We start from the raw sequence: 21,653 nt of genomic DNA on the forward strand, positions 1-21,653 counted from the left end.
TGTGCGCGATTGCCGTCGGCGATGGCCCGGGGCTGAGACGAATTCGGTGGGCCGCCTTGTAGGCGACCCACCGAATCGAGTGTTCAGTCTGCACTCACCTCAGCACCGAGGTGCCGTGGTGTGAAAAGATCACTCCTCCTCGGAGGAGCCTTCTGCACTTGCGGACTCTTCGGTCGACTCTTCGCCGGTCGACTCTTCGGCAGCCTCGTCCTCTGCGTCCGACTCGGTGTCCATCTCAGCCTCTTCCGAGACGTTGACGATGAGCAGCTCTTCGTCGGCGATGAGTTCGACGCCGGCGGGCAGCTCGACCTGACCGGCGAGGACGTGCTCGCCTGCAGGACGGCCGTCGACGGAGATCTCGATGAGTTCGGGCAGACGGGTCGCATCGGCCTTGACGGCGATGGTCGACTCCTCCTGCGAGACCATGGTTCCGGGTGCGGCCTCTCCGATGATGTGGACGGGCACGTCGACCTCGATCTTCTCACCGCGCTTGACGATGATGAGATCGAGGTGCTCGATCTCGCGACGGACGGGTTCGATCTGCACATCGCGGGCGATGGCGAGGACGTTCTTGGATCCGTCGGTGCTTTCGATCTCGAGCAGCGCGTTGGCGTGCTTGAGTGCCAGCATGGTGGCGTGGCCCTCGAGCGAGATGTGCACGGGATCGCCGCCGTGTCCGTAGACGACCGCGGGGATACGTCCGGCGCGGCGGATGCGGCGCGCTGCGCCCTTGCCGAACTCGTTGCGAGCTTCGGCCAGAAGTTTGAAGTCAGCCATTTTCTCTCCTTCGTGGTGAACTTATCTTCGAGCACCACGGCGAAACAGCCTGGATCCGCTGCAAATCTCGAGAAACCGGTCCTCAGGGATTCGTGGGATGCCGACCGCGTCGATCACGGAGACGAGATCCGTCTCCCTCGCCGAGGCAACCTGATCATTCTACGGCACTGTCCGCGACGGCACCAAGTCGGCTGTTCACGGCATCGGCACAGGCGTCGATTCCCACCTCGGTGAGCAGGATGTCGTAGTGATTCGTGCCTTGGACGTCGATGACGCTCATGTGCGGCCACTTCCGCGCATAGTCGGCGGTGAGTTCGGGCGGGTAGAGGCCCGGTTCCGCCGCGACGAGATCCCGTTCGGCGAAGAGGAAGACGACCTCGGCCTGGGCCCGGTCGTCGCCCATGATCGTTTCGAGTGCACTCTGGTATGCCGACCCGGTGTACATATCGGCCGAATCGGCCTGCATCGCTTCGATCGACGTCGACGGTTGGAAGGAATCGTCGTCCTTGGCCGCAAGGTCGTAGACGAAGCTCTCGGTGGCTACCGTGTCGAGTCCGTCGACGAAGGCCGGATGTGCGGCGAAGAACGCCAGGTACTCCTCGATGGAGCCGAAGCTCATCGACAGACGCTCGGCGGCAGGCCCGAGCACGGCGGCGATGAGATCGTCGGTGTCGAGGTCTTCGTCATTGAGGTCATCGACCGGCGCTCCGCCGCTGGGCTGCCCCTCGGGCAGGGGAAGTCCCCCGTCGATGAGGACGGGGCCGCGGAAGCGGTCGGCCGCCTCGGTGCCGGCAGCGGTGCTCTTGGTGGTTCCGGCAAGAGTCATCGCAACGAACCCGCCCATCGAATGTCCGACGAGCGTCACGGAGCCGTCCGGGGCGAAGGCATCGATGGCGGCGCGGACGTCGGCGGCATGGACGGCCATTCCGTAGGGGCCGGGCAGGGTCCGGGAATCGGCACGTCCGCGCAGGTCAGGGCCGATGACGCGGACCCCAGGCAGGGCGGAGACGAGCCCGGCGAAGAAGAGATGATTCGAGGTGATCCCGTGGATGACGCAGACGGTGGGCACGTGCCCGGGACCGGCAGCGACCGGCTCCCACACCCCCACGGACAGCTGCCCGCCTTCCACGTCCACGCGGTAACGGTTGTAATCGTGTGACGACATCGTCGCGGATCCCTTCGCTTTGGCGTTGCTACCAGTGTAGATCGTCCGGGGCGCGGAAACGATGGGCCTGGGTCGGCACGAAGACCACGGGCCATCGCGGCAGCGGAGACCACGGGCGCGAAGGACACGGGTCATTGCGGCTGCGGAGACGAAGGAACCCCGAGCCGGTGACGACTCGGGGTTCCTGTGCGCGTCGCGGGATTCGCGGCGAGCGGATTCGGTCGGTCTCAGACCTCGAAGAGGCTGGTGACCGATCCGTCTTCGAAGACCTCGTGCACGGCCCGGGCGATGAGCGGGGCGATCGAGAGCACGGTGAGCTTGTCGAAGATCTTGTCTTCGCTCAGCGGCAGCGTGTTGGTGACGATGACCTCTTCGGCCACGGAGTTCGACAGACGTTCGACGGCGGGGCCGGAGAACACGGCGTGGGTGGACACGACGATGACGCCCTTCGCGCCGGCGGCCATGCAGGCGTCGGCGGCCTGGACGATGGTGCCGCCGGTGTCGATCATGTCGTCGACGAGCACGCAGGTGCGGCCTTCGACCTCTCCGACGACACGGTTGGCCTTCGTCTCGTTCGGGCGGGTGATGTCGCGGGTCTTGTGGATGAACGCCAGCGGCACGCCGCCGAGCGAGTTCGACCAGTTCTCCGCGACCTTGATGCGTCCGGCATCGGGCGAGACGACAGCAAGCTCACCGGGGTACTTGTCCTTGACGTAGCCGGCGAGGATCGGCATTGCGATGAGGTGGTCGACGGGGCCGTCGAAGTAGCCCTGGATCTGCGCGGTGTGCAGGTCGACGGCGATGATGCGGTCGGCACCGGCGGTCTTGTACAGGTCGGCCACGAGGCGGGCGGAGATCGGTTCGCGTCCGCGGTGCTTCTTGTCCTGCCGAGCGTACGGGAAGAACGGTGCGATGACGGTGATCCGCTTGGCCGAGGCGCGCTTGAGGGCATCGACCATAATCAGCTGCTCCATCAGCCATTCGTTGATGGGAGCGCAGTGCGACTGCAGGACGAAGACGTCGCTGCCGCGCACGGACTCGGAATAGCGGACGTAGATCTCACCGTTCGCGAAGTTGTAGATGTCGGTGGGGAGGAGTTCGGTCCCCAGGTTCTCCGCGACTTGTTCGGCGAGTTCGGGGTTCGCCCGACCGCTGACCAGGACGAGCTTCTTATCGCCCGTCGTCGTTATCTCATTCACTAATCCGTTCCCCTTCGGATGCGTTTTCGGCCGCCTGCGCTGCAGGTGTGCCGGGACGGTTTGTCTGGACCCAGCCCTCCAGGTTGCGCTGTGGGGCCACCGAGATGGCCAACGCTCCTGCAGGGACATCCTTGCGCACCGTCGTGCTTGCACCCGAATAGGCGCCGTCGCCCACGGTGACAGGGGCGACGTACATATTGTCCGAGCCCATGCGTGCATGCTTGCCGATGACGGTGCGGTGCTTGTTGACGCCGTCATAGTTGACGAACACCGAGGCGGCGCCGATGTTCGTGCCTTCCCCGATCTCGGCGTCGCCGACGTAGGAGAGGTGGGGGATCTTGGCGTCCTTGCCGATTTCGGCGTTCTTCGTCTCCACGAAGGTGCCGATCTTTCCGGATTCGCCGAGCTTGGTCCCCGGACGCAGGTAGGCGAAGGGTCCGACGTTGGCGCCGGCACCGATGACGGCGAGCTCCCCGTGGGTGCGCACGACGTGTGCTCCCGATCCCACCTCGGTGTCCTTGAGCGTGGTGTCGGGGCCGACGACGGCGTCGGCGCCGATGTCCGTGGCACCGAGCAGCTGGGTGCCCGGCAGGATCGTCGCGTCGGCGGCGATCGAGACGTCGACGTCGATCCACGTGGTGTCGGGGTCGATGATGGACACGCCTGCACGCATGAACTTCTCGCACTGGCGGCGGTTGAGCTCCTTGCCCAGGTTCGCCAGCTGCACGCGGTCATTGGCTCCCTCGACCTGCCACAGATCGTCGGTGGCGGTGGCGGCGACGGACAGTCCGGACTGGCGGGAGTGGCCGATGACGTCGGTGAGGTACTTCTCGCCTTGGGCGTTGTCGGTCGTCAGCGAGGCCAGCCCCTCCTTCAGCGCAGCGGCGTCGAAGGCGTAGATGCCGGAGTTGATCTCACGGATGGAGCGCTCGTCATCGTCCGCGTCCTTCTGCTCGACGATGCGCAGCAGAGAGCCGTTGGCATCACGGACGATGCGTCCGTAGCCATTGGGGTCGTCCACCTCGGCGGACAGGACGGTCACGGCGTTGGCCGCGGATTCGTGGATCTCGACGAGACCGTTGATCGTCTCGGTCGTCAGCAGCGGCACATCGCCGTAGGTGACGACGACGGTGCCGGTGAGGTCTTCGGGCAGCTGGGTGAGCGCACATTCGGTGGCGCGGCCGGTGCCGGGCACTTCGTCCTGGTCGGCGATGAGCAGGGTGCGCTGGGAGGTCACCGGCAGGGAGTCGAGGTGAGCGACGAGCTGGTCGCGTTCGTGTCGGACGACGACGATGAGATGTTCCGGCGACGTTCCGGCGGCAGCGGAGACAGCATGGTGGAGCAGGGAGCGCCCGCCGATGGGATGCATCACCTTCGGAAGAGCCGACTTCATTCGGGTTCCCTGGCCCGCAGCCAGTACGATGACGGCGGTCGGACGAGTCTGCGACATTGTTGAATCCTTCGCATGTCGGTTGGGGCCAGCTCCGCCCATAGGATTCGAACCTATACTGCACGGCTCCAAAGGCCGGCGTGCTGCCATTACACCAGGGCGGAACAGCGTGCACCAGTTCAGGGGCCCGCGCTCACGAGACACCATCATGCCACTACGATTAACTCTATGGAAATTCTACGCGAGATTCTTCTGACCCTGCATCTGGTCGGAATGGCGATCATTGTCGGCGGTTATTTCACCGTCATCCGCTCCCCCAGAGTGCTTCCCGGAATGCTGCACGCCTCCTATCTTCAGCTCATCACCGGGCTTCTGCTCATGGGCCTGGCCGAGATGGGCGACGGCAGCGTCAACCACATGAAGATCGGCATCAAGCTGGTCGTGGCGATCCTCGTCACGGTCTTCGCCTTCATCGGCAACAAGAAGCAGAAGGCCTTCGCCGCGGCCGCCCCGGCCGAGGGCGCAACGGCGACGGCGGTGAAGAACCCCTCGGCGACGATGGCGCATCTGACGTTCGCATTCGCGATCATCAACGTCATCGTGGCAGTCTTCATCCACTGACCCACCCCTCTTGCTACCTGACGGCGGCGCAGCAACTTCGCGCGAGGTTGCTGCGTGTGTTGTCTCACTACCTTGCTTACGACCTGTCTCAATACGTTGCTGACACTATGTCTCATCACGTTGCTGACATCATGAAGCACACTTCGGGTCATGCCCGAACCACTTTCACTGACCACCCGCCGCGCGATCATCGACTTCGACCCCAACGCACCTGACTCGATGACGATCACCGAGTTCTGCCGCCACCACGGCATCACTCGAACCTCGTTCTACGCCATCCGCAAACGCTATAAAGCAGAAGGACTGCTGGCCCTCCACCCCCACTCATCTGCGCCGAAGAACACCGTACGAATCTATGACCAGACAACCACCGATCTCGTCCTCAAGATCCGCACCGAACTCGAATCCACCGGATGGGACGCCGGACCGAAATCGATCTGGTTCCACGGAGTCGATACCGGTCAACTCACCGACCCCATCCCGTCGGTGGCCACGATCGGACGGATCCTCTCCGACGCTGGACGTGTGAAGAAGAACCCGAAGAAACGCCCCCGATCATCACTGATCCGGTTCGTACGAGCCAATGCCATGGAGATGTGGCAACTTGATGCTTTCGAATACAAACTCGCAGGCAGCAAGACCATGATCACGGTGTATCAGCTCCTCGATGACTCCACCCGCTTCGATGTCGGCACACAAGCCTTCCACGGCGTGGAAAACAGCACCCATGCGATCAAGACCATCTCCGATGCCTTCGCAGACTGCGGGGTGCCCCAAGAGATGCTGACCGATAACGGCAACGCCTTCAATGGCAATCGTCAGGGCTGGGTCGTGAGAACCCAGCTTTTCCTCGCCGACTATGGGTGCCGAGGAATCTCCGGCATGCCCGGGCACCCGCAAACCCAGGGAAAGAACGAACGCGGCCACCAGACACTGCTGAAGGTCCTTGACGCCAACCATCCCCGCAGTCTTGAACAAGCACGCAGGGTGATCGTGGCCTTCCGCGACCGCTACAACTATCGACGCCGCCATCAGGCACTGCCAGGGGACATGACTCCCCACAAAGCATGGGAAGCAGCAAACCACGCCCCTTCGGACGGCACACCGATCCCGCATGCTGAGGTCGAAGCGATCGCACGTCAATATGCTCAACGGCGACGAGTTCTGGCCGAGTTGAACCAGCCACACCTCGATGACGACAGTGTCGCCGGCGAGCCCGTCCCATCAGTCGACGATTCAGTGCCAGACCGTGTCGTGATCTCTCCTGGCAATCCACAGATCTATTTCCAAGCCGTCGGACTCGGAGTCCCGAGATCATTGGTCGGGGTCTATCAATCAGTCGTCACCGACGACTCCTACGCCCTGTTCGACACGACCTCTGGCGAGGAAGTGGTGTTCTTCCCGTTACCGATCCGCACCGCCGAAACGCACAGGCGGTATCCGCTGTGGCGAGTCATTGGTGCCAGAATGCGTGGCGCCACGGATCTGTGGCTGAAGAAGCAACGTGGCTACGTGCTTAAGCATTTCCCATCCGAGGCAACAGCCGACCGAACCGTCCCGAAATGCCACTGACAACCCCGCCACCAGAGAGCCAGCAACCTATTGAGTCAGGTTGTCAGCAATCTGGCGAGCGAGGTTGTCAGCAAGGTAACGAGTCAGGTTGTCAGCAACGTCGCGAGTTTCCACACGAGGTTGCTGCGCCGCCGTCAGGTAGTTCTGGGAGGGTGTGTTCGGCGTGCGCGTTGGACGAGGAGCTATTGCGGGTGCGGAGGGGAATCGCCCCGTGTCGGACCCGGGCGGTATCGTTATGGGCGACATGACTGCTGCAGCTGAACACACCGACCATGCCGCCGACGCCGACTCCCGAGCGGCCGAACTCCTCACCGGGCTCAATCCGCGACAGCGCGAGGCCGTGATCCACACCGGATCTCCGCTGCTCATCGTCGCCGGTGCCGGATCGGGCAAGACCACCGTCCTCACCCGTCGCATCGCCTATGCCCTGGCCACGGGACGCGCACATCCCGGTGAGGTCCTCGCGATCACGTTCACGAACAAGGCCGCCAAAGAGATGGCCGAACGCGTGTCCTCCATCGTCGGCCCGGCCTCCCGATCCATGTGGGTCTCGACGTTCCACTCCTCCTGCGTGCGGATCCTGCGCCGGGAGGCGAAGATCCTGGGCATGAAGTCGAACTTCACCATCTATGACGCCCAGGACGCGCAGCGACTCGTCGCACAGATCCTCAAGGAACTCGGCCTCGATACGAAGAAGTACGCACCGCGGGCGATCCTCCATCGGATCTCGAACCTCAAGAACGAGCTGCAGACTCCGGACGATTTCATCCCCCGTCCGAACAATCCCGCCGACGAGGTGCTCGCCGACGTCTTCCGGCGATACACCGCTCGTCTGCGCTTGGCCAATGCCTTCGACTTCGACGACCTCATCGCCGAGACCGTCCACCTCTTCGGGGCCTTCCCCGAGGTGGCCGATTCCTACCGTCGTCGCTTCCGCCACATCCTCGTCGACGAATATCAGGACACGAACCCGGCCCAGTATGCGCTCATCAAGGCACTGGCCGGGGACGGTGCCGGTGGCGCGACCGGGGCCGAACTCACCGTCGTCGGTGACGCCGACCAGTCGATCTATGCCTTCCGCGGCGCCACGGTCCGCAACATCGTCGAATTCGAGAAGGACTTCCCGACCGCGGACACCATTCTGCTCGAGCAGAACTATCGGTCGACGCAGAACATCCTCGACGCGGCGAACGCCGTGATCGCCAACAACGACGACCGCAGAGAGAAGAAGCTGTGGACCTCGGAGGGCTCGGGCGAGCAGATCGTCGGCTGGGTCGCCGAGAACGAGCAGGGTGAGGCCCGCTTCATCGTCGACCGCATCGACGACCTCATCGACGAAGAGAAGTACACCTACGGCGACTTCGCCGTGTTCTACCGCACGAACGCTCAGTCCCGCGCGATCGAGGATGCCCTGGTCCGCTCGGGCATTCCGTACAAGGTCGTCGGCGGCACTCGCTTCTACGAGCGCAAAGAGATCAAGGACGCCCTCGCCTACCTGCGCGTGATCGCCAACCCCGATGACGACGTCAATCTGCGCCGCATCCTCAACGTGCCCAAACGGTCCATCGGCGACCGCACCGAAGGTCTCATCGCGGACTTCGCCGACCGCGAGAACATCAGCTTCTACACCGCTCTGGGTCGGCTCGCTGAGATCCCCCACCTGAGTTCCCGCGCGCAGACTTCGGTGCAGAAGTTCTACGACCTCATGCAGGACCTCCGCTCCACTGCCGAATCCTCGCCGCTGTCGCGTGTCATCGAAGCGATCCTCGAACAGTCCGGTTATCTCGAATCGCTGCAGAAGAGCACGGATCCCCAGGATGAGTCCCGCGTCGACAACCTCGCCGAGCTCGTCGCCGTGGCCGAAGACTTCGTCGCCACCCGTGAGTCTGCCGCTGTCGCCGAGGCGGAAGAGACCGACACCCCCACCGAGGCGGCCGCGCCCGCAGACGACATCCCCGCCGAGGCGGCCGCTGCCATCGATGAGACCGGCACCGCGGGTGCCGCGCCCGGTGTCGGGCCGGCCGCGATCGACCAGTTCCTCGAACAGGTCGCTCTGGCCTCCGACACCGATCAGATCCCCGACGCGGAACTGGGACAGGTCACGCTGATGACGCTGCACACGGCTAAGGGGCTGGAGTTCCCCGTCGTCTTCCTCACCGGTCTCGAGGACGGCGGCTTCCCTCATTCGCGGTCGTTCGAGAATCCGCAGGAGCTGTCCGAGGAACGTCGTCTGGCGTATGTCGGGCTCACTCGTGCCCGGCAGCGGCTGCTCGTCACCCGAGCCGAGACCCGCAGCATGTGGGGCCAGCCGCAGTACAATCCGCCGAGCCGGTTCCTGGCAGAGATCCCGGAGACCCTCATCAGCTGGGAGAACACGGGCAGCTTCTCGGGCGGGTTCTCCGGGGGATTCGGTTCAGGTGGCTACGGCTCGGGAGGGACACCGTCCGGGTATTCGGGAGGCTCCCGCAGCTTCGGCTCGACCCGGTATTCGGGAGGTTCGTCGCGTTCCCGTTCGAACGCAAGCTCCTCGTCGCCGGTGGCAGGATTCCCCAACCGAATCCGTCCCAATCGTGAGGTCATCTCGGTCGAGGTCGGTGAGAAGGTCTCCCACGAGTCCTTCGGTCTCGGCACCGTCACCGAGGTCAACGGTGTCGGAGACAAGACCGTGGCCGTCGTCGATTTCGGTTCGGCCGGGTCGAAGCGCCTGCTGCTGCGCTACGCCCCGATCGAAAAGCTCGGCTGAGACGGCCTGCCGGGCCTCACCCCCGGTCGAATACGTCGAGGGCGACTGCGGAAACCGCAGCGAAGCCGGGCAGAAGACGAAAGCGCCGAGGAGAACTAGAGTTCTCCTCGGCGCTCTTCCATGCCGGACGCGGCTATGGATCAAAGATCATTCGTTGCCAAGCTTGCCATCGACTCCGTCGCGACCCTTGTTGATCTGGTCATCGAACTTACCACCGGTGGCGTTGTTAGCGGCGTCAGCAGCCTTATCCAGGCCCTGGTCGCTGATCTTCTCACCCTTATCGCTATTCAAGGCGTCCTTGGCTTTGTTTGTCAGATCGTCCAGTCCCATGCTGTCTCCCTTCCTCGGAAAGGGTTCTCAGCGAACCCCTTGACGCCTTTCACCCTGCCACCGATTCCGTCGGCACGACACCGAGGAGCCCCGTTTCTCAGCGAATGCACATAAACCTTGTCTTCTGGTCTTCAGCGTGCCTTCGAGGCCCTCACGGTCACCGCGAGGTGGGGACAATGAAGGCCAGACTGACGAGGAGCACCGCGAAGAGGAGACATGTCGCGATGTCGACGGTTTTCGAACGGTTGGTCCACACATCGGTCCACGGCTCGGGCATCGCCCGCAGCGCGGCCAGAGCAGTGGGAACGACCGCCAGAACCACGGCGCCGACCCGGAAGTCGATGAACGTACAGGCCGCGGCGGCGATCGCGCCCACGAGGCACCCGAGGAGCACCCAGTCGCGTCTGGTGGGATGGGCGTACCGGCGTTTCCAGTAGATCCACCGCTTCGCGATCGGGCCTCTCCCCCGCCGTGCGTGGCGGGGGTGAGGACGCTTCATCTCAGTGGAAGAAATGGCGGCTCCCGGTCAGGTACATGGTGATGCCGGCTTCTTCCGCAGCCGCGATGACCTCCTCGTCGCGGATCGACCCGCCGGGCTGGACGACGGCGCTCACACCGGCGTCGATGAGGATCTGGAGACCATCGGGGAACGGGAAGAAGGCATCGGAGGAGGCGACAGCACCGGTGGCACGTTCGGCACCGGCGCGCTCGACGGCCAGCTTCGCGGAGTCGACGCGGTTGACCTGCCCCATGCCCACACCGACGGATGCGCCGCCCTTGGCCAGCAGGATCGCATTGGACTTCACGGCCCGTCCGGCCTTCCACGCGAACTCGAGGTCGGCGAGGATCTCCGGGCTGGCTGCCGGTCCGGCCGCCAGAGTCCAGTACTGCGAAGAATCGCCTTCGGCCTGGAAAGCGTCACGGTCCTGGACGAGGAAGCCGCCGCTGATCGGTTTGATCTCTGCGGTGGGAGCATCGATGTCTCCAAGTGCGAGCAGACGCAGGTTCTTCTTCGTCGAGAGAATCTCGAGCGCCTCGGCGCTGAAGGACGGCGCGGCCAGGCATTCGGTGAAGATCGGCTTGATCGAAGCCGCCAGATCGGCATCGACTTCCCGGTTCGTGGCGATCACGCCGCCGTAGGCCGAGAGCGGATCGCATTCGTGGGCGGCGCTGTGGGCGGCGGCGGCAGTCTCGGCAACGGCGATGCCGCACGGATTCGCGTGCTTGATGATGGCCACGGCCGGCTGGTCGAAGTCGAATGCGGCACGGATCGCGGCATCGGTGTCGGTGTAGTTGTTGTATGACATCGCCTTACCACCGAGCAGTTCGGCGCCGGCGATTCCGCGAGTGCCGTCGGAATAGACCGCGGCCGCCTGGTGCGGATTCTCCCCGTAGCGCAGGTCGGCGATCTTCTCACCGGTGAGTCCGGCGAACGCGGCTTTGTCGTCTCCGGCGAGCTCGGAGGCGAACCAGGAGGCCACGGCGGAGTCGTAGGCGGCGGTGTGGGCGAAGGCGCGGGCAGCGAAGGAACGCCGAGCCTCGAGGTCGAAACCGTCTCCGGCAGCGGCTTCGAGCACCGATGAATAATCGGCCGGGTCGGTGACGACGGCGACGGTGGGATGGTTCTTCGCCGCCGCCCGCACCATCGACGGTCCGCCGATGTCGATCTGTTCGATGCAGTCATCGAATCCGGCGCCGCTGGCGACCGTGTCGGCAAAGGGGTAGAGGTTGACGACGACGAGGTCGAAGGGTTCGATCTCGAGTTCGCTGAGCTGCTCGAAATGCTCAGGTTTGCGGGAATCGGCGAGGATTCCGGCGTGCACACGTGGGTGGAGGGTCTTGACGCGGCCCTCGAGGCATTCGGGGAACCCTGTGAGCTCTTCGACCTTCGTCACCTCGGCTCCCGCCTCGGCGATCTTGCCGGCAGTGGAGCCGGTCGACACGATCTGGACTCCGGCCGCGTGGAGTCCGCGGGCCAGCTCGTGCAACCCGGTCTTGTCATAGACGCTGATGAGCGCCCTCTTGATCGTGCGGGTTCCTGTCACTGATCCTCCTTGAGGTTCGGTCGCCGGTCGGTTCTTCTCACGGCTGGGGTCAATTGGCGGTCATCGCCGAGGCGGCATATCCGCGGACATGCCGACCGTCGACGACGAGGTCGGAGTGGGCCAGGTGCGCGAGCAGACGCACCAGCTCTTCGCGTTCTCGGGCCTTGATGCGTTCGTGCACGGTCTCTTCGGTGTCGTCATCAGCGATCGGCACTGCGTATTGGGTGATGATCGGACCGGTGTCGACGCCGGCGTCGACGAGGTGGATGGTTCCGCCGGTCAGCTTCACTCCATGGGCGAGAGCATCGCGGACGCCGTGTGCGCCGGGAAACGACGGCAGCAGCGCCGGGTGCGTATTGATGATCCGCGACGGGAACGCTGCGACGAAGCTCTCGCCGAGGATGCGCATGAACCCGGCCGAGACGACCCAGTCGGGTGCGAGTTCGGCGACGACGTCGCGCAGCTCTTCGTTCCATGCGGCACGGTCGGCGAAGTCCTTGGGGCGGACGACGAAGGTGGGGATGTCATGCTTCTGGGCCCGGTCCAGCACTCCGGCCGTAGGCGAGTCCGAACCGACGGCGAGGATGTCGATGCCGTGCTTCCCATCGGCGAAGGCGTCGATGACCGCCTGGGTGAGGGTACCGGATCCTGAGGCCAGAAGAACGATGCGCACCCGACCAGTCTAACGTCTGTGGCCGGGCTCGGTCGCCGCCCCACCATCACCGGCAGGCATCCTGCCGAGGCATTTGTCAGGCGACTATGACAAACTGGCGGGGTGACGTCACCACACAGCACTGAAGAGAAGAAGGCGCCGACTCCCGAAGAGGAGAAGCAGGCTGCTCCGGCACGACACGGGCTCGTCCTGATCCTGCTCATCCTCGCGTCCGTTCTGACGTTCACCTATCAGCTTCCGTTCAAGCTTGCCGCGATCGGCTTCTCCATCGCCGCGATCGTGTGGTCGGTGAAGTACATCGTCGCCGTGGTCAAGACCAAGCAGCGTCGGAACATGTCGTTGGGCATCCTCGGCGGACTTCTCAGCCTCTATCTCATCTTCTCGACGGCCTCGTCGATCATCCTCTGGCCGGTGCAGTCGAACTACGAGGAGTGCCTGCGTGATGCGATCACGCAGCAGGCTCAGCTCTCATGCACCAGCGAGTACCAATCCGGGCTCGGAGACTGGTTCAAGCAGCTCACCGGGCAGGAACTCGACCTGCCGGGCACCAAGTGATCTTCGCCCGTCCGGGCTCGCCCAGCCGAGACTGACCCGTTCAGCACAACGACCGGCGGCACGGCGAGCGGCAGCACGACGGCGACCGCCGAGCAGTCGTTGCGTTCGATCAGGCCTCGCGCCACGCCGCCTCTGACCGCGGCTGGTCCAACTCTTACCGCGGCTCATCCTCGTCGGATGCTGGATCATCGAGATCCGCGGCCTCCGGCTCAACATCGCTCTGCTGCGCGTCTTCGCGGTCGACGCCCGCAGATCCATCGGAAGTGAACTCATCTCCATCGGTCTCGCTGTTCTCCTGCTGCAGGCTCGACAGTCGGATGAGGAGCAGTCCGACGGCCAGTCCCACTCCGATCCACACCGTGATGGCAACGGCCGACAGCAGCGCCGACGGGCCGAAGCCGGCGAGACCGAACGGTCCCAGCGCTCCGCGCGAGAAGACGCCGAGGACTGCAGAACCGACGAACAAAATGCCGGAGGCGACACCGAGGCCCGGCCATGAACTCTCAGCGACTTCGCGAGCCCGGACCCGCCCCAGGATCGTGCCCAGCAGCCCCAAGAGGACCAAGATCACCGGGGCCGCCATCGTCCACGCGGGGTATTCGCCGCTGAGCAGCTGCAGCACCGGGACATCGGGCACCGGCGCGGAGGTCGACCGGAACGCGGAGCTGACGTCCGCTCCGCCGACGACGACTCCCGTCCCGGCGCTCCACGACAGGGCCGAGTAGAGGATGCCCGGAGCGAAGAGGAACTGGACGATGAACAGTCCGACGCCCGCGGCCAGCGGCGCGCTGTAGACCTGCAGCGACTCGGCCACCGCCTGCCAACGGACGACGAAGCCGACAGCGAGCACGAGCACAGCCGCCGCCAACGCGCCCCACAGCAGACGACGAGCCAAACGGGTCCCGACGTTCCACGTCTCGTCATCGACAGTGCGCAATCCGGGGATGTCGCCGATGCCGCGGACCCTGAGGAAACCGCAGGCCACGGCAGTGACGAGGAAGAGGAGAAGGCGGAGGATCCCGGACGGGGTGATGCCGGCGTGACCGACGACGATGGCGAGCACGAGCAGAGGCCCGGCGTAGCCGACGACGAAGGTGCCGAGAGCAGCGGCCATCACCGTCCACCACTGGCCGGGTGTGTCCTCTCCGGTGTCCGAGGTGTCAGCTGCTGCACCCTCGACCAGCCGCTTCGCAGCACCGGCCACGAGGAACCACAGTCCGAGGGTGACCAGGCTGGGAGCGATGGAGAATTCGAAACCGAGCGTCGACACGCTCAGGCCCGAGACTGCCGCCCACAGCGCGAATGCCCATTCGGGAATCGCGGAGTAGGGAAGCTGCGAGCCGAGTCCGACGATCCAGAAGACGATCGCCGCCACGAAGCCGGCAGGCACGATGATGAGGTCGATCTTCACGACCTCGAGCAGAGCTGCGAGGATCGGACGACGATAGGGCTGGGGGTGAGGAGAAGTGTGCATCACGACCATTTTCGCTGACAGCGGGGCGGCTTCCTGGTATTGACAACGCGATTCCCTGCTCTGGGACGTACAATTGCGCCAGGACAGGCTTGTACACGCAAAGGATGAACCCAACGATGAGCAACGGGAACGATCACCCCCATTTCCCGCCACCACCCAGCGAGCCTCCGGAGGCCGGCCGATCGAAGCCGAACTCGGAACCGCAAACGGACGCAGGCATCGAGGGTTCGGCAGCACCCGACGATGTGAAGAAGCCGCCGGAAGCCTCGGCAGACTCGGATTCCTCCGGGTCCGCGGTTCCCGACGACCAGGCTCCCCCGCTGGGACAGTCCGGAGACGGCTCCGCGACGCGCCCCACCGTGGCCCCGGCCTCATCGCAGCCGAATCAGGCGCCTCAGTACTCGGGCCCCGGAGCACAGAACGCACAGAGCGGCCCGAATGTGCCCTACCAGAACTCTCAGTATCAGAGTGCGCAGGGCCCTGCTGGTCAACACCCCGGAAGCCAGCCCCAGGGCGGTCAGCATCAAGGCGGCGCCCCGTACCCCGGAGCACAGAATCAAGCCGGACCCAATCAGCCCAGACCCGACCAGCCGAGCCAGTACCCGTCGAACCCGTATCAGACCGGTTCGGGACCAGACAGCCAGCGGACCGGTTCCGGTCCCGGACAGTCCCAGGCCATCCCGCAGCCGGCGCCGGCTCCGGGCTTCGCCGGTTCGCAGGCGACCGCAACACGGGCCGACTCCCGCCCCGAGAAGAAGAAGAGCAGGCTTCCGCTCTTCATCACACTCGGTGCCGTCGCCCTCGTCATCATCCTCGTCCTCGCCGGCATCTTCGTCATCGGCAGCGTCAACAAGAACAAGTACGGGCCCGACAAGGTGGCAGAAGACTACATCGCCGCGCTGAACAAGGGCGATTTCGCGGCTGCGGAGAAGATCGCGCCGTCACCGCGTCCTGAAGGGACGAACCTCGACCTGCTGTCGAAGAACTTCACCGAATCCTCCTCGGCGAAGATCGAGAAGGCCAAGGTCGAGTCCTCCAAGGTCGATGGGGACAGCGGCAAGGTCCTCGTGTCCTATGAACTCGACGGCAGCGAGTACAACGTCGAGCTGGCAGCGAAGAAGGATGGCAAACAGGACCTGTTCTTCGACAAATGGACGCTGACCGGGCCCGAGCTCAATGTCATCTCCCTCGACGTTCCCGCCGCTGACGGTCTCACCGTCAACGGTCAGGACTACACGGCGAAGTCGGGAACCACGTCGTTCGCCGTCTACCCCGGCAAATACGACTTCAAGATCCCCAAGAGCAAATGGGTCTCGGAGGCCTCGGATTCCGCCGGAGTGAACTTCCCGAAGGCTTTCGCCCCGGGCGGTCAGCCGAACCAGGGTCAGGTCTCCCCCACGACTCTCAACCTCGATCTGGCACCGACGGGCGCGTTCGAGAAAGAAGTGCAGAAGCAGGTCGAAAAGGAACTCAAGAAGTGCTTCGACAATAAGAGCATCAAGCCGAAGTGCAAGTTCATCAAGTACGACCCGACCGAGATCCCTGTCGGAGGTTCGGACAAGAAGCTCGATGATCTGGCGAAGGACGGCACCGCGAAGTGGGACATGAAGAACATGCCCAAGGTGAAGGCCAGCTTCGGTACGGCAGATACGAACACCGGTTCGTTCTTCACCGACAAGCCCGGCAAGTTCAACTTCTCCGTCGACGGCAAGAAGTCCGGTTCCTCATACTTCTCCAACGGCAACGCACTGTCGGTGTCGGGAAGCGTGAAGATCGACGGAGACAAACTCAAGGTCGAATTCTTCGACTTCTGATCCTGCGCAGCTTGACCACCTCGCCGAGGCGGTGAGAGCACGAAGGCGGGCCCGCAGCGACCGATACCGGTCACTGCGGGCCCGCCTTCTTCGTTGCGAATCCGCTCAGCCCATCGCCGTCCGGGTCGGGCGCTCGACTCCGGCGACGTCTTCGAACCAGGAACCTGCGGCCATGACCGATTCGTCGGCGAAGCGCTTCCCGGCGATCTGCACTCCGATGGTGCGCCCATCGGCCGTGAACCCGCCCAGCACGGTCGCGGCAGGCTGTTCGGACATGTTGAAGGGCATGGTGAACCCGATGTGTCCCATCGGCTCGTGCACTCTCGGGTAGGGCATCGGCTGCTCGGCCGGGAACGCCGCGCCCGGTGCTGTCGGCGAAATGATGAGGTCGAACTCGGCCGTGGCGGTGATTGTGCGACGGCGGATCTCCTGCACGCTGTGATAGCAGCTCATGAGCTCGACACCGCTGACGTCGGCCCCGCCCTGAGCCCACTGTCGGATATAGGGCAGGATGAGCTCCTGCTCCTCCACGGGCAGGGCCTTGAGGTCGCCCCAGGACCGGACCCTCCAGAACAGGTCCATGTCATGGAGCAGATCGTCGTCGATGAACGGGTCGAGGGGGACGAGCTCGGCGCCGGCGGCAGCGAACCGTTCGGCCGCCTCGGTGATCGTCGACAGCACCTGCGCGTCGGGGGCGACCCCGCACCCGGCATCGAGCTGCAGTCCGATACGCAGTCCACGCGGATCGAAAGCCGGCGAATCGTGTCCGGGAAGAGCCTGCGTCTCGTCGGCGGCGAAGCGCGGCAGCCTCGAATAGTCCCGGTCATCGGGGGCGGAGATGATGTCCATGGCGGCCTTGACGTCAGCCATCGATCGGGTGAGGGGCCCGGCGCATCGACCGAGGTACGGGCCGTCGAGCGGGACCCGACCGAAGCTGGGCTTGAGTCCGGTCAGTCCGAGCCAGGTGCACGGCAGGCGGATGGATCCGCCGATGTCCGAACCGATGTGGATCGGTCCGTACCCGGCGGCCGCGGCCGCTCCGGCCCCGGCGCTCGAACCACCGGTGGTGAGCGCGGGGTCGAGCGGTGACCGGGTGATGCCGTGCAGCGAGGAGACGCCCGAGGACAGCATGCCCCAGTCGGGCATCGTCGTGGAGCCGAGGATGACGGCACCGGCCTCTTCGAGTCGCTGTGTGATCGGCGCATCGTGGTCGGACACCGGCATGTCCACCCAGGCGTGCCCGCTGGGCAGCGGCACGCCGCGGCGGGCGATGTTCTCCTTGATCGTGACCGGCACCCCGTCGAGGTCGCTCAGCGGTCGGCCCTCTCGCCATCGGGCGGCGCTGGCCACGGCCGCGGTTCGAGAGCGTTCGTCATCGCGGTGGAAGAGTGCGTTGATCGTCGATTCGCATTCGTCCATGCGGTTCACGACCGCGCTGTGCACCTCAATCGGGTCGAAGTCTCCCTTGGCGAATCCGACGACCATGTCGGATGCGCTGTGATCGGCAAGCGTCGTGTTGCCCATGTCCTGCCCTTTCTCTCGATGATGAAAACCGTGTTGCCCGGCCCCGAGTGCGTGCCTCCGGCCCCGAGTGCGCACGCCCGCGCCGCGTCGCCGCCGACCGGAGTCGGTGCCGTTCCGGCGTTGTTCAGCCGCTGGCGCCGAGCGCGTCCGTCAGGCTCGGGGTCGCCGCGATGAGTCGCCGCGTGTACTCCTGCCGCGGGTTCGCGTAGATGTCCTCAGTCGCACCGGATTCGACGATCCGGCCGTCTTTCATGACGATGATCTGCGAGCACAGGTGTTGGACGACGCCGAGGTCGTGGGAGACGAAGAGGAGGGTGAGCGCATAGTCCTCGACGAGGTCGGTGAGCAGGTTGAGCACCTGCGCGCGCACCGACACGTCGAGGGCGGAGACGGGTTCGTCGGCGACGAGGATCTGCGGCCGTGTCACCAGGGCTCGAGCGATCGAGATCCGCTGTCGCTGCCCGCCGGAGAATTGGTGCGGGTAGCGGCGCAGGGAGCGCGCGTCGAGGTCAACTGCCTCGAGCATCTCCTCGACCCGCGCGATGCGTTCGTCCTTCTCGACTCCTGCGGCGATGAGCGGTTCGGCGACGATGTCGGCCACGCGCATGCGCGGGTCGAGTGAGGCGAAGGGGTCCTGGAACACGATCTGCAGATTCTCCCGCAGGGCGCGCAGGGACCGTGAGCTCGCCGCCTCGACGCGGATGTCGCCGACGCGCACGTGCCCGGTGGTGGGCCGGTCGAGTCCCGAGAGGATGCCCAGCAGCGTCGACTTCCCCGATCCCGATTCGCCGACGATGCCCAATCGCTCCCCCGCCGCAACGCTGAAGTCGATTCCGTCGAGCGCGGTGACATCCGAACGGCGCCGACCGAACAGTCCCCGTCCCTTGAACACTCGGGTCACGTCTGCGACCTCGATCAGCGGTGCAGAGTCCCTCGCCGAGGCGGCCTCACCGACATCGTCGACCGCGATGTTCCCTCCCGCCGGGTCGTCTGCCTCGACGGTCTCGGTGCCGACCGGGTCCGGGGTGTCCTCCCCCGCCGAGGTCTGCGGGCCGGTGTAGGCGAGCGCGGTCTTGAGGGTGAAGAGGCGTCCGTTCCCATCGGTGGCTTCCAGGTCGGACGAGGCCAGGAGTCCGCGCGTGTATTCGTGCTGCGGATCGGTGAAGATCTCGGTCACGGTGCCGGTTTCGACGATGCGTCCGCGGTACATGACGATGACTCGGTCGCAGACACCGGCGACGACGGCGAGGTCGTGGGTGATGAACAGGAGCCCGGCTTCCACGGCCGAGACCCGCTCGGCGATGAGGTCGAGCATGTGTCGCTGCACGGTGACGTCGAGGGCCGTGGTCGGCTCGTCGCAGATGAGCAGCTTCGGCGAGTTCGCCAGCGCGATTGCGAGCATGACTCGCTGTCGCTGTCCGCCGGACATCTGGTGGGGATAGGCGAAGCGGGCGCTGTCCGGATCGGGCATGCGCACATCCTCGAGCAGCTCTTTCACCCGTGCCGGGATCTGGGCTCGTGGGATCTTGCCGTGGATGCGCAGCACTTCAGCGATCTGGTCGCCGATGCGCATGAGCGGGTTGAGTGCGCTCATGGGTTCCTGGAACACCATGGACACGATGTCCGAGCGCAGGCTCGCCAGTGTCTTCTCGTTCGCTTCGAGGAGGTTCCCGTGATGGCCCTGCAGGTGCACTCGGCCTTCGGCGTGCAGCTCTTCGGGCAGCAGCCCCATCACGGATTGGGCGGTCAGGGACTTGCCCGAACCGGATTCCCCGATGAGTCCGACCCGCTCGCCCGGCTCCAGGTTCAGACTGACATCGTGGAGCACGGCGGCGTCGGCACCGGAGGGGGTGATGGTGAGGTCGCGGACCTCGAGCAGATTCTCAGCCACGACGAGCCTCCATCTTCGGATCGAATCGGTCACGCAGCCCATCGCCGAGGAGGTTGAACCCGAGCACGGCCAATGCGATGAACATGCCCGGCCACAACGCGAGTTCGGGGTGGGTGGACAGGAACTGCTGGGACTCCTGGAGCATCCGTCCCCAGGAGGGCACCGGAGCCTGGGTGCCGAGTCCGAGGAAGGACAGCCCCGCCTCGGCGAGGACGGAGATCGCGAACGCCACGGAGGCTTGGACGATGACCATGCCGGCGATGTTCGGCAGCACATGGACGACGGCGATCGCCGAGACCCGGCGGTTCGATGCCCGCGCCGCGCGCACGTATTCGGATCCGAGCACCTGCAGCGTTCCGGATCTCGCCACGCGGGCGAAGCCGGGGATCGCTGCGATGCCGACGGCGATCATGGCCGGCCCCGTTCCCGGTGAGAACACGGCGGCGAAGATGATCGCCAGCAGCAGGGCTGGGAACGCCAGCAGGATGTCGTTGGCGCGCATGATCACCGCGTCGATCCATATGCCCCACGACTGTTTCGCGAACAGGGCCGCGATGATCCCGATCGGGGTGCCGATGAGCAGAGCGATGCCGACGGCGACGACTCCGACGAGGAGGGTGATCCGGGCTCCGAACATCACCCAGGTCAGTGTGTCCCGCCCGAATTTGTCCGTGCCGAACGGGTGGGCGAGGCTGGCGGACTGCAGACGGGCGACCGGGTCGATCTCGCTCGGGGCGTAGGGCGTCCAGATGAAGGACACGAGCGCCAGACCGACGATGAGGGTGACGAAGCAGGTGCCGATGATCATCGAAGCGTTGAGACGCAGCGACTGTCGCGAACTGGTCGCCGGTCCCCTCGCACGAGCGGTCGCGGCGTCGACTGCGACGTCATCGCGGGGGTCGGTGGCACCGGTGGGGGTCTGGCTCATGCGGCGTTCCTGATCCGAGGGTCGACTACGGGCACGAGGATGTCGACGATGAGGTTGATGATGAGCACCAGCAGGACGAGCACCATGACGATGCCCTGGACGGCGACGAGGTCGCGGTTGGCGACGGCGCGCACGAGTTCGGAGCCGATGCCGGGCAGGACGAAGATCTGTTCGATGATCACGGCCCCGACCAACAGGGTGGCCAATTGGACGCCGGCGACGGTGATGACGGGGATCGCCGCATTGCGCAGTCCGTGCACGAACAGCGCCCTCGTCTTGGTCAGCCCTTTCGCCCGGGCGGTGCGGATGAAGTCTTCGCGCATGACGTCGAGCACGGCTGAACGCACATAACGGGTGAGGATCGCCGCCTGCACGAGAGCCAACGACACCACCGGCAGGACGAGACGCAGAACGAACCCGCCGAATCCTTCGACCGGAGCCATCCACCCTTGGGAGGGGAACCAGCCGAGGCGGAGTGAGAAGACGATGACGAGGATGATCGCGGCAAGGAAGTTCGGGATCGCGATGCCGACCTGGCTGGCGGCCGAGATCGTCACGCCGATCCAGTTGCGCTGTCCGAGGGCGGCGAAGGTGCCCAAGGGCACGGCGATGAGGATCGACAGGACGATCGCGGCGATGACGAGGATCGCGGTGACTTGGACGCTGTCGATGATGACCGGAGTGATCTCGGCACCGGTGACATAGGACGTGCCGAAGTCCCCGCCGAGCATGCCGCCCACCCAGTCGAAGTACCGGATCACGGGCGGACGGTCGAGGCCGTACTGTGCTTCGAGAGCCGCCACGGCCTCAGGCGTGGCATTCGTCCCCAATGCCACCTGTGCCGCATTGCCCGGCAGCAGGCTCATCAGGGCGAAGACCACCACCGAGGCGACGAGGAGGGACAGCGCGAACTGGATCGCGCGGTTGATCGCATAGGTGAGCATCGAACCGG

General features: G+C 65.1%; 18 protein-coding genes and 1 tRNA gene. 5 read left to right on the forward strand and 14 right to left on the reverse strand.

The window, feature by feature from the left end:
* Nucleotides 1-129: 129 nt before the first annotated feature.
* The 5 genes from EB836_RS15845 to EB836_RS15865 all read right to left on the reverse strand — a co-directional run bounded on the left by EB836_RS15845 (nucleotide 130) and on the right by EB836_RS15865 (nucleotide 4,695).
* Nucleotides 130-777, reverse strand: coding sequence for a 50S ribosomal protein L25/general stress protein Ctc (locus EB836_RS15845; RefSeq protein WP_135542117.1), 648 nt, complete (start codon nucleotides 775-777; stop codon nucleotides 130-132).
* A 154-nt stretch (nucleotides 778-931) separates the two neighbouring features.
* A complete protein-coding gene (locus tag EB836_RS15850) occupies nucleotides 932-1,942 on the reverse strand; it encodes an alpha/beta hydrolase (protein ID WP_135542119.1) in 1,011 nt (336 codons plus the stop codon).
* A gap of 227 nt (nucleotides 1,943-2,169) precedes the next feature.
* Nucleotides 2,170-3,141 (reverse strand): ribose-phosphate diphosphokinase, encoded by a 972-nt coding sequence (locus EB836_RS15855; protein ID WP_135542121.1) that lies wholly within the window; start codon nucleotides 3,139-3,141, stop codon nucleotides 2,170-2,172.
* Nucleotides 3,134-4,591: a bifunctional UDP-N-acetylglucosamine diphosphorylase/glucosamine-1-phosphate N-acetyltransferase GlmU gene (glmU, locus tag EB836_RS15860; RefSeq protein WP_135542123.1), complete on the reverse strand. Its 1,458-nt coding sequence runs from the start codon at nucleotides 4,589-4,591 to the stop codon at nucleotides 3,134-3,136. The genes EB836_RS15855 and glmU overlap by 8 nt, the downstream gene beginning before the upstream one ends.
* Before the next feature lie 32 nt (nucleotides 4,592-4,623).
* Nucleotides 4,624-4,695: transfer RNA gene (locus tag EB836_RS15865), tRNA-Gln, on the reverse strand.
* Nucleotides 4,696-4,759: 64 nt separating this feature from the next.
* Here EB836_RS15865 and EB836_RS15870 point away from each other — a divergent pair.
* From EB836_RS15870 to EB836_RS15880, 3 genes are all read left to right on the forward strand, one after another.
* The gene (locus tag EB836_RS15870) at nucleotides 4,760-5,152 is read left to right on the forward strand and encodes a hypothetical protein (RefSeq protein ID WP_135542125.1); all 393 of its coding nucleotides are present in this window, start codon (nucleotides 4,760-4,762) and stop codon (nucleotides 5,150-5,152) included.
* A gap of 219 nt (nucleotides 5,153-5,371) precedes the next feature.
* Entirely contained in the window at nucleotides 5,372-6,724 is a 1,353-nt protein-coding gene (locus EB836_RS15875; RefSeq protein ID WP_167854489.1) for an integrase core domain-containing protein, read from the forward strand.
* Between the two features lie 244 nt (nucleotides 6,725-6,968).
* Nucleotides 6,969-9,467: a UvrD-helicase domain-containing protein gene (locus tag EB836_RS15880; protein ID WP_135542129.1), complete on the forward strand. Its 2,499-nt coding sequence runs from the start codon at nucleotides 6,969-6,971 to the stop codon at nucleotides 9,465-9,467.
* A gap of 147 nt (nucleotides 9,468-9,614) precedes the next feature.
* Here EB836_RS15880 and EB836_RS15885 read toward each other — a convergent pair whose 3' ends face one another.
* From EB836_RS15885 to purN, 4 genes are all read right to left on the reverse strand, one after another.
* Nucleotides 9,615-9,797 (reverse strand): Rv0909 family putative TA system antitoxin, encoded by a 183-nt coding sequence (locus tag EB836_RS15885; RefSeq protein WP_135542130.1) that lies wholly within the window; start codon nucleotides 9,795-9,797, stop codon nucleotides 9,615-9,617.
* A gap of 157 nt (nucleotides 9,798-9,954) precedes the next feature.
* Nucleotides 9,955-10,296, reverse strand: a complete 342-nt coding sequence (locus tag EB836_RS15890; RefSeq protein WP_135542132.1) for a DUF3017 domain-containing protein — start codon at nucleotides 10,294-10,296, stop codon at nucleotides 9,955-9,957.
* A gap of 1 nt (nucleotide 10,297) precedes the next feature.
* Entirely contained in the window at nucleotides 10,298-11,842 is a 1,545-nt protein-coding gene (purH, locus tag EB836_RS15895) for a bifunctional phosphoribosylaminoimidazolecarboxamide formyltransferase/IMP cyclohydrolase (RefSeq protein WP_135542134.1), read from the reverse strand.
* A gap of 49 nt (nucleotides 11,843-11,891) precedes the next feature.
* On the reverse strand, nucleotides 11,892-12,515 hold the full coding sequence (gene purN / locus EB836_RS15900; protein ID WP_135542136.1) for a phosphoribosylglycinamide formyltransferase: 624 nt from the start codon (nucleotides 12,513-12,515) through the stop codon (nucleotides 11,892-11,894).
* A 102-nt stretch (nucleotides 12,516-12,617) separates the two neighbouring features.
* On the opposite strand from purN, the gene EB836_RS15905 reads away from it, so the two are divergent.
* The gene (locus EB836_RS15905) at nucleotides 12,618-13,070 is read left to right on the forward strand and encodes a hypothetical protein (protein WP_135542138.1); all 453 of its coding nucleotides are present in this window, start codon (nucleotides 12,618-12,620) and stop codon (nucleotides 13,068-13,070) included.
* A gap of 154 nt (nucleotides 13,071-13,224) precedes the next feature.
* Here the strand turns inward: EB836_RS15905 and EB836_RS15910 are convergent, their stop codons facing one another.
* Nucleotides 13,225-14,544 carry a DUF6350 family protein gene (locus EB836_RS15910; protein ID WP_205683393.1) on the reverse strand — a complete coding sequence of 440 codons (1,320 nt, stop codon included), beginning with the start codon at nucleotides 14,542-14,544 and terminating at the stop codon, nucleotides 13,225-13,227.
* 116 nt (nucleotides 14,545-14,660) lie between these two features.
* On the opposite strand from EB836_RS15910, the gene EB836_RS15915 reads away from it, so the two are divergent.
* Nucleotides 14,661-16,358, forward strand: coding sequence for a hypothetical protein (locus EB836_RS15915; RefSeq protein ID WP_135542140.1), 1,698 nt, complete (start codon nucleotides 14,661-14,663; stop codon nucleotides 16,356-16,358).
* A gap of 105 nt (nucleotides 16,359-16,463) precedes the next feature.
* Here EB836_RS15915 and EB836_RS15920 read toward each other — a convergent pair whose 3' ends face one another.
* From EB836_RS15920 to EB836_RS15935, 4 genes are all read right to left on the reverse strand, one after another.
* Complete coding sequence (locus EB836_RS15920) at nucleotides 16,464-17,882, reverse strand: amidase (protein ID WP_135542142.1); 1,419 nt, start codon at nucleotides 17,880-17,882, stop codon at nucleotides 16,464-16,466.
* Nucleotides 17,883-18,006: 124 nt separating this feature from the next.
* Nucleotides 18,007-19,773, reverse strand: a complete 1,767-nt coding sequence (locus tag EB836_RS15925; RefSeq protein ID WP_135542144.1) for an ABC transporter ATP-binding protein — start codon at nucleotides 19,771-19,773, stop codon at nucleotides 18,007-18,009.
* Entirely contained in the window at nucleotides 19,766-20,581 is an 816-nt protein-coding gene (locus EB836_RS15930; protein WP_240690066.1) for an ABC transporter permease, read from the reverse strand. Before EB836_RS15930 ends, EB836_RS15925 begins: the two co-directional genes overlap by 8 nt.
* Nucleotides 20,582-20,697: 116 nt before the next feature.
* Nucleotides 20,698-21,645, reverse strand: coding sequence for an ABC transporter permease (locus tag EB836_RS15935; RefSeq protein ID WP_135542148.1), 948 nt, complete (start codon nucleotides 21,643-21,645; stop codon nucleotides 20,698-20,700).
* Nucleotides 21,646-21,653 lie beyond the last annotated feature (8 nt).

It is taken from the genome of Brevibacterium sp. S111 (assembly GCF_004745075.1).
GTDB lineage: Bacteria > Actinomycetota > Actinomycetes > Actinomycetales > Brevibacteriaceae > Brevibacterium.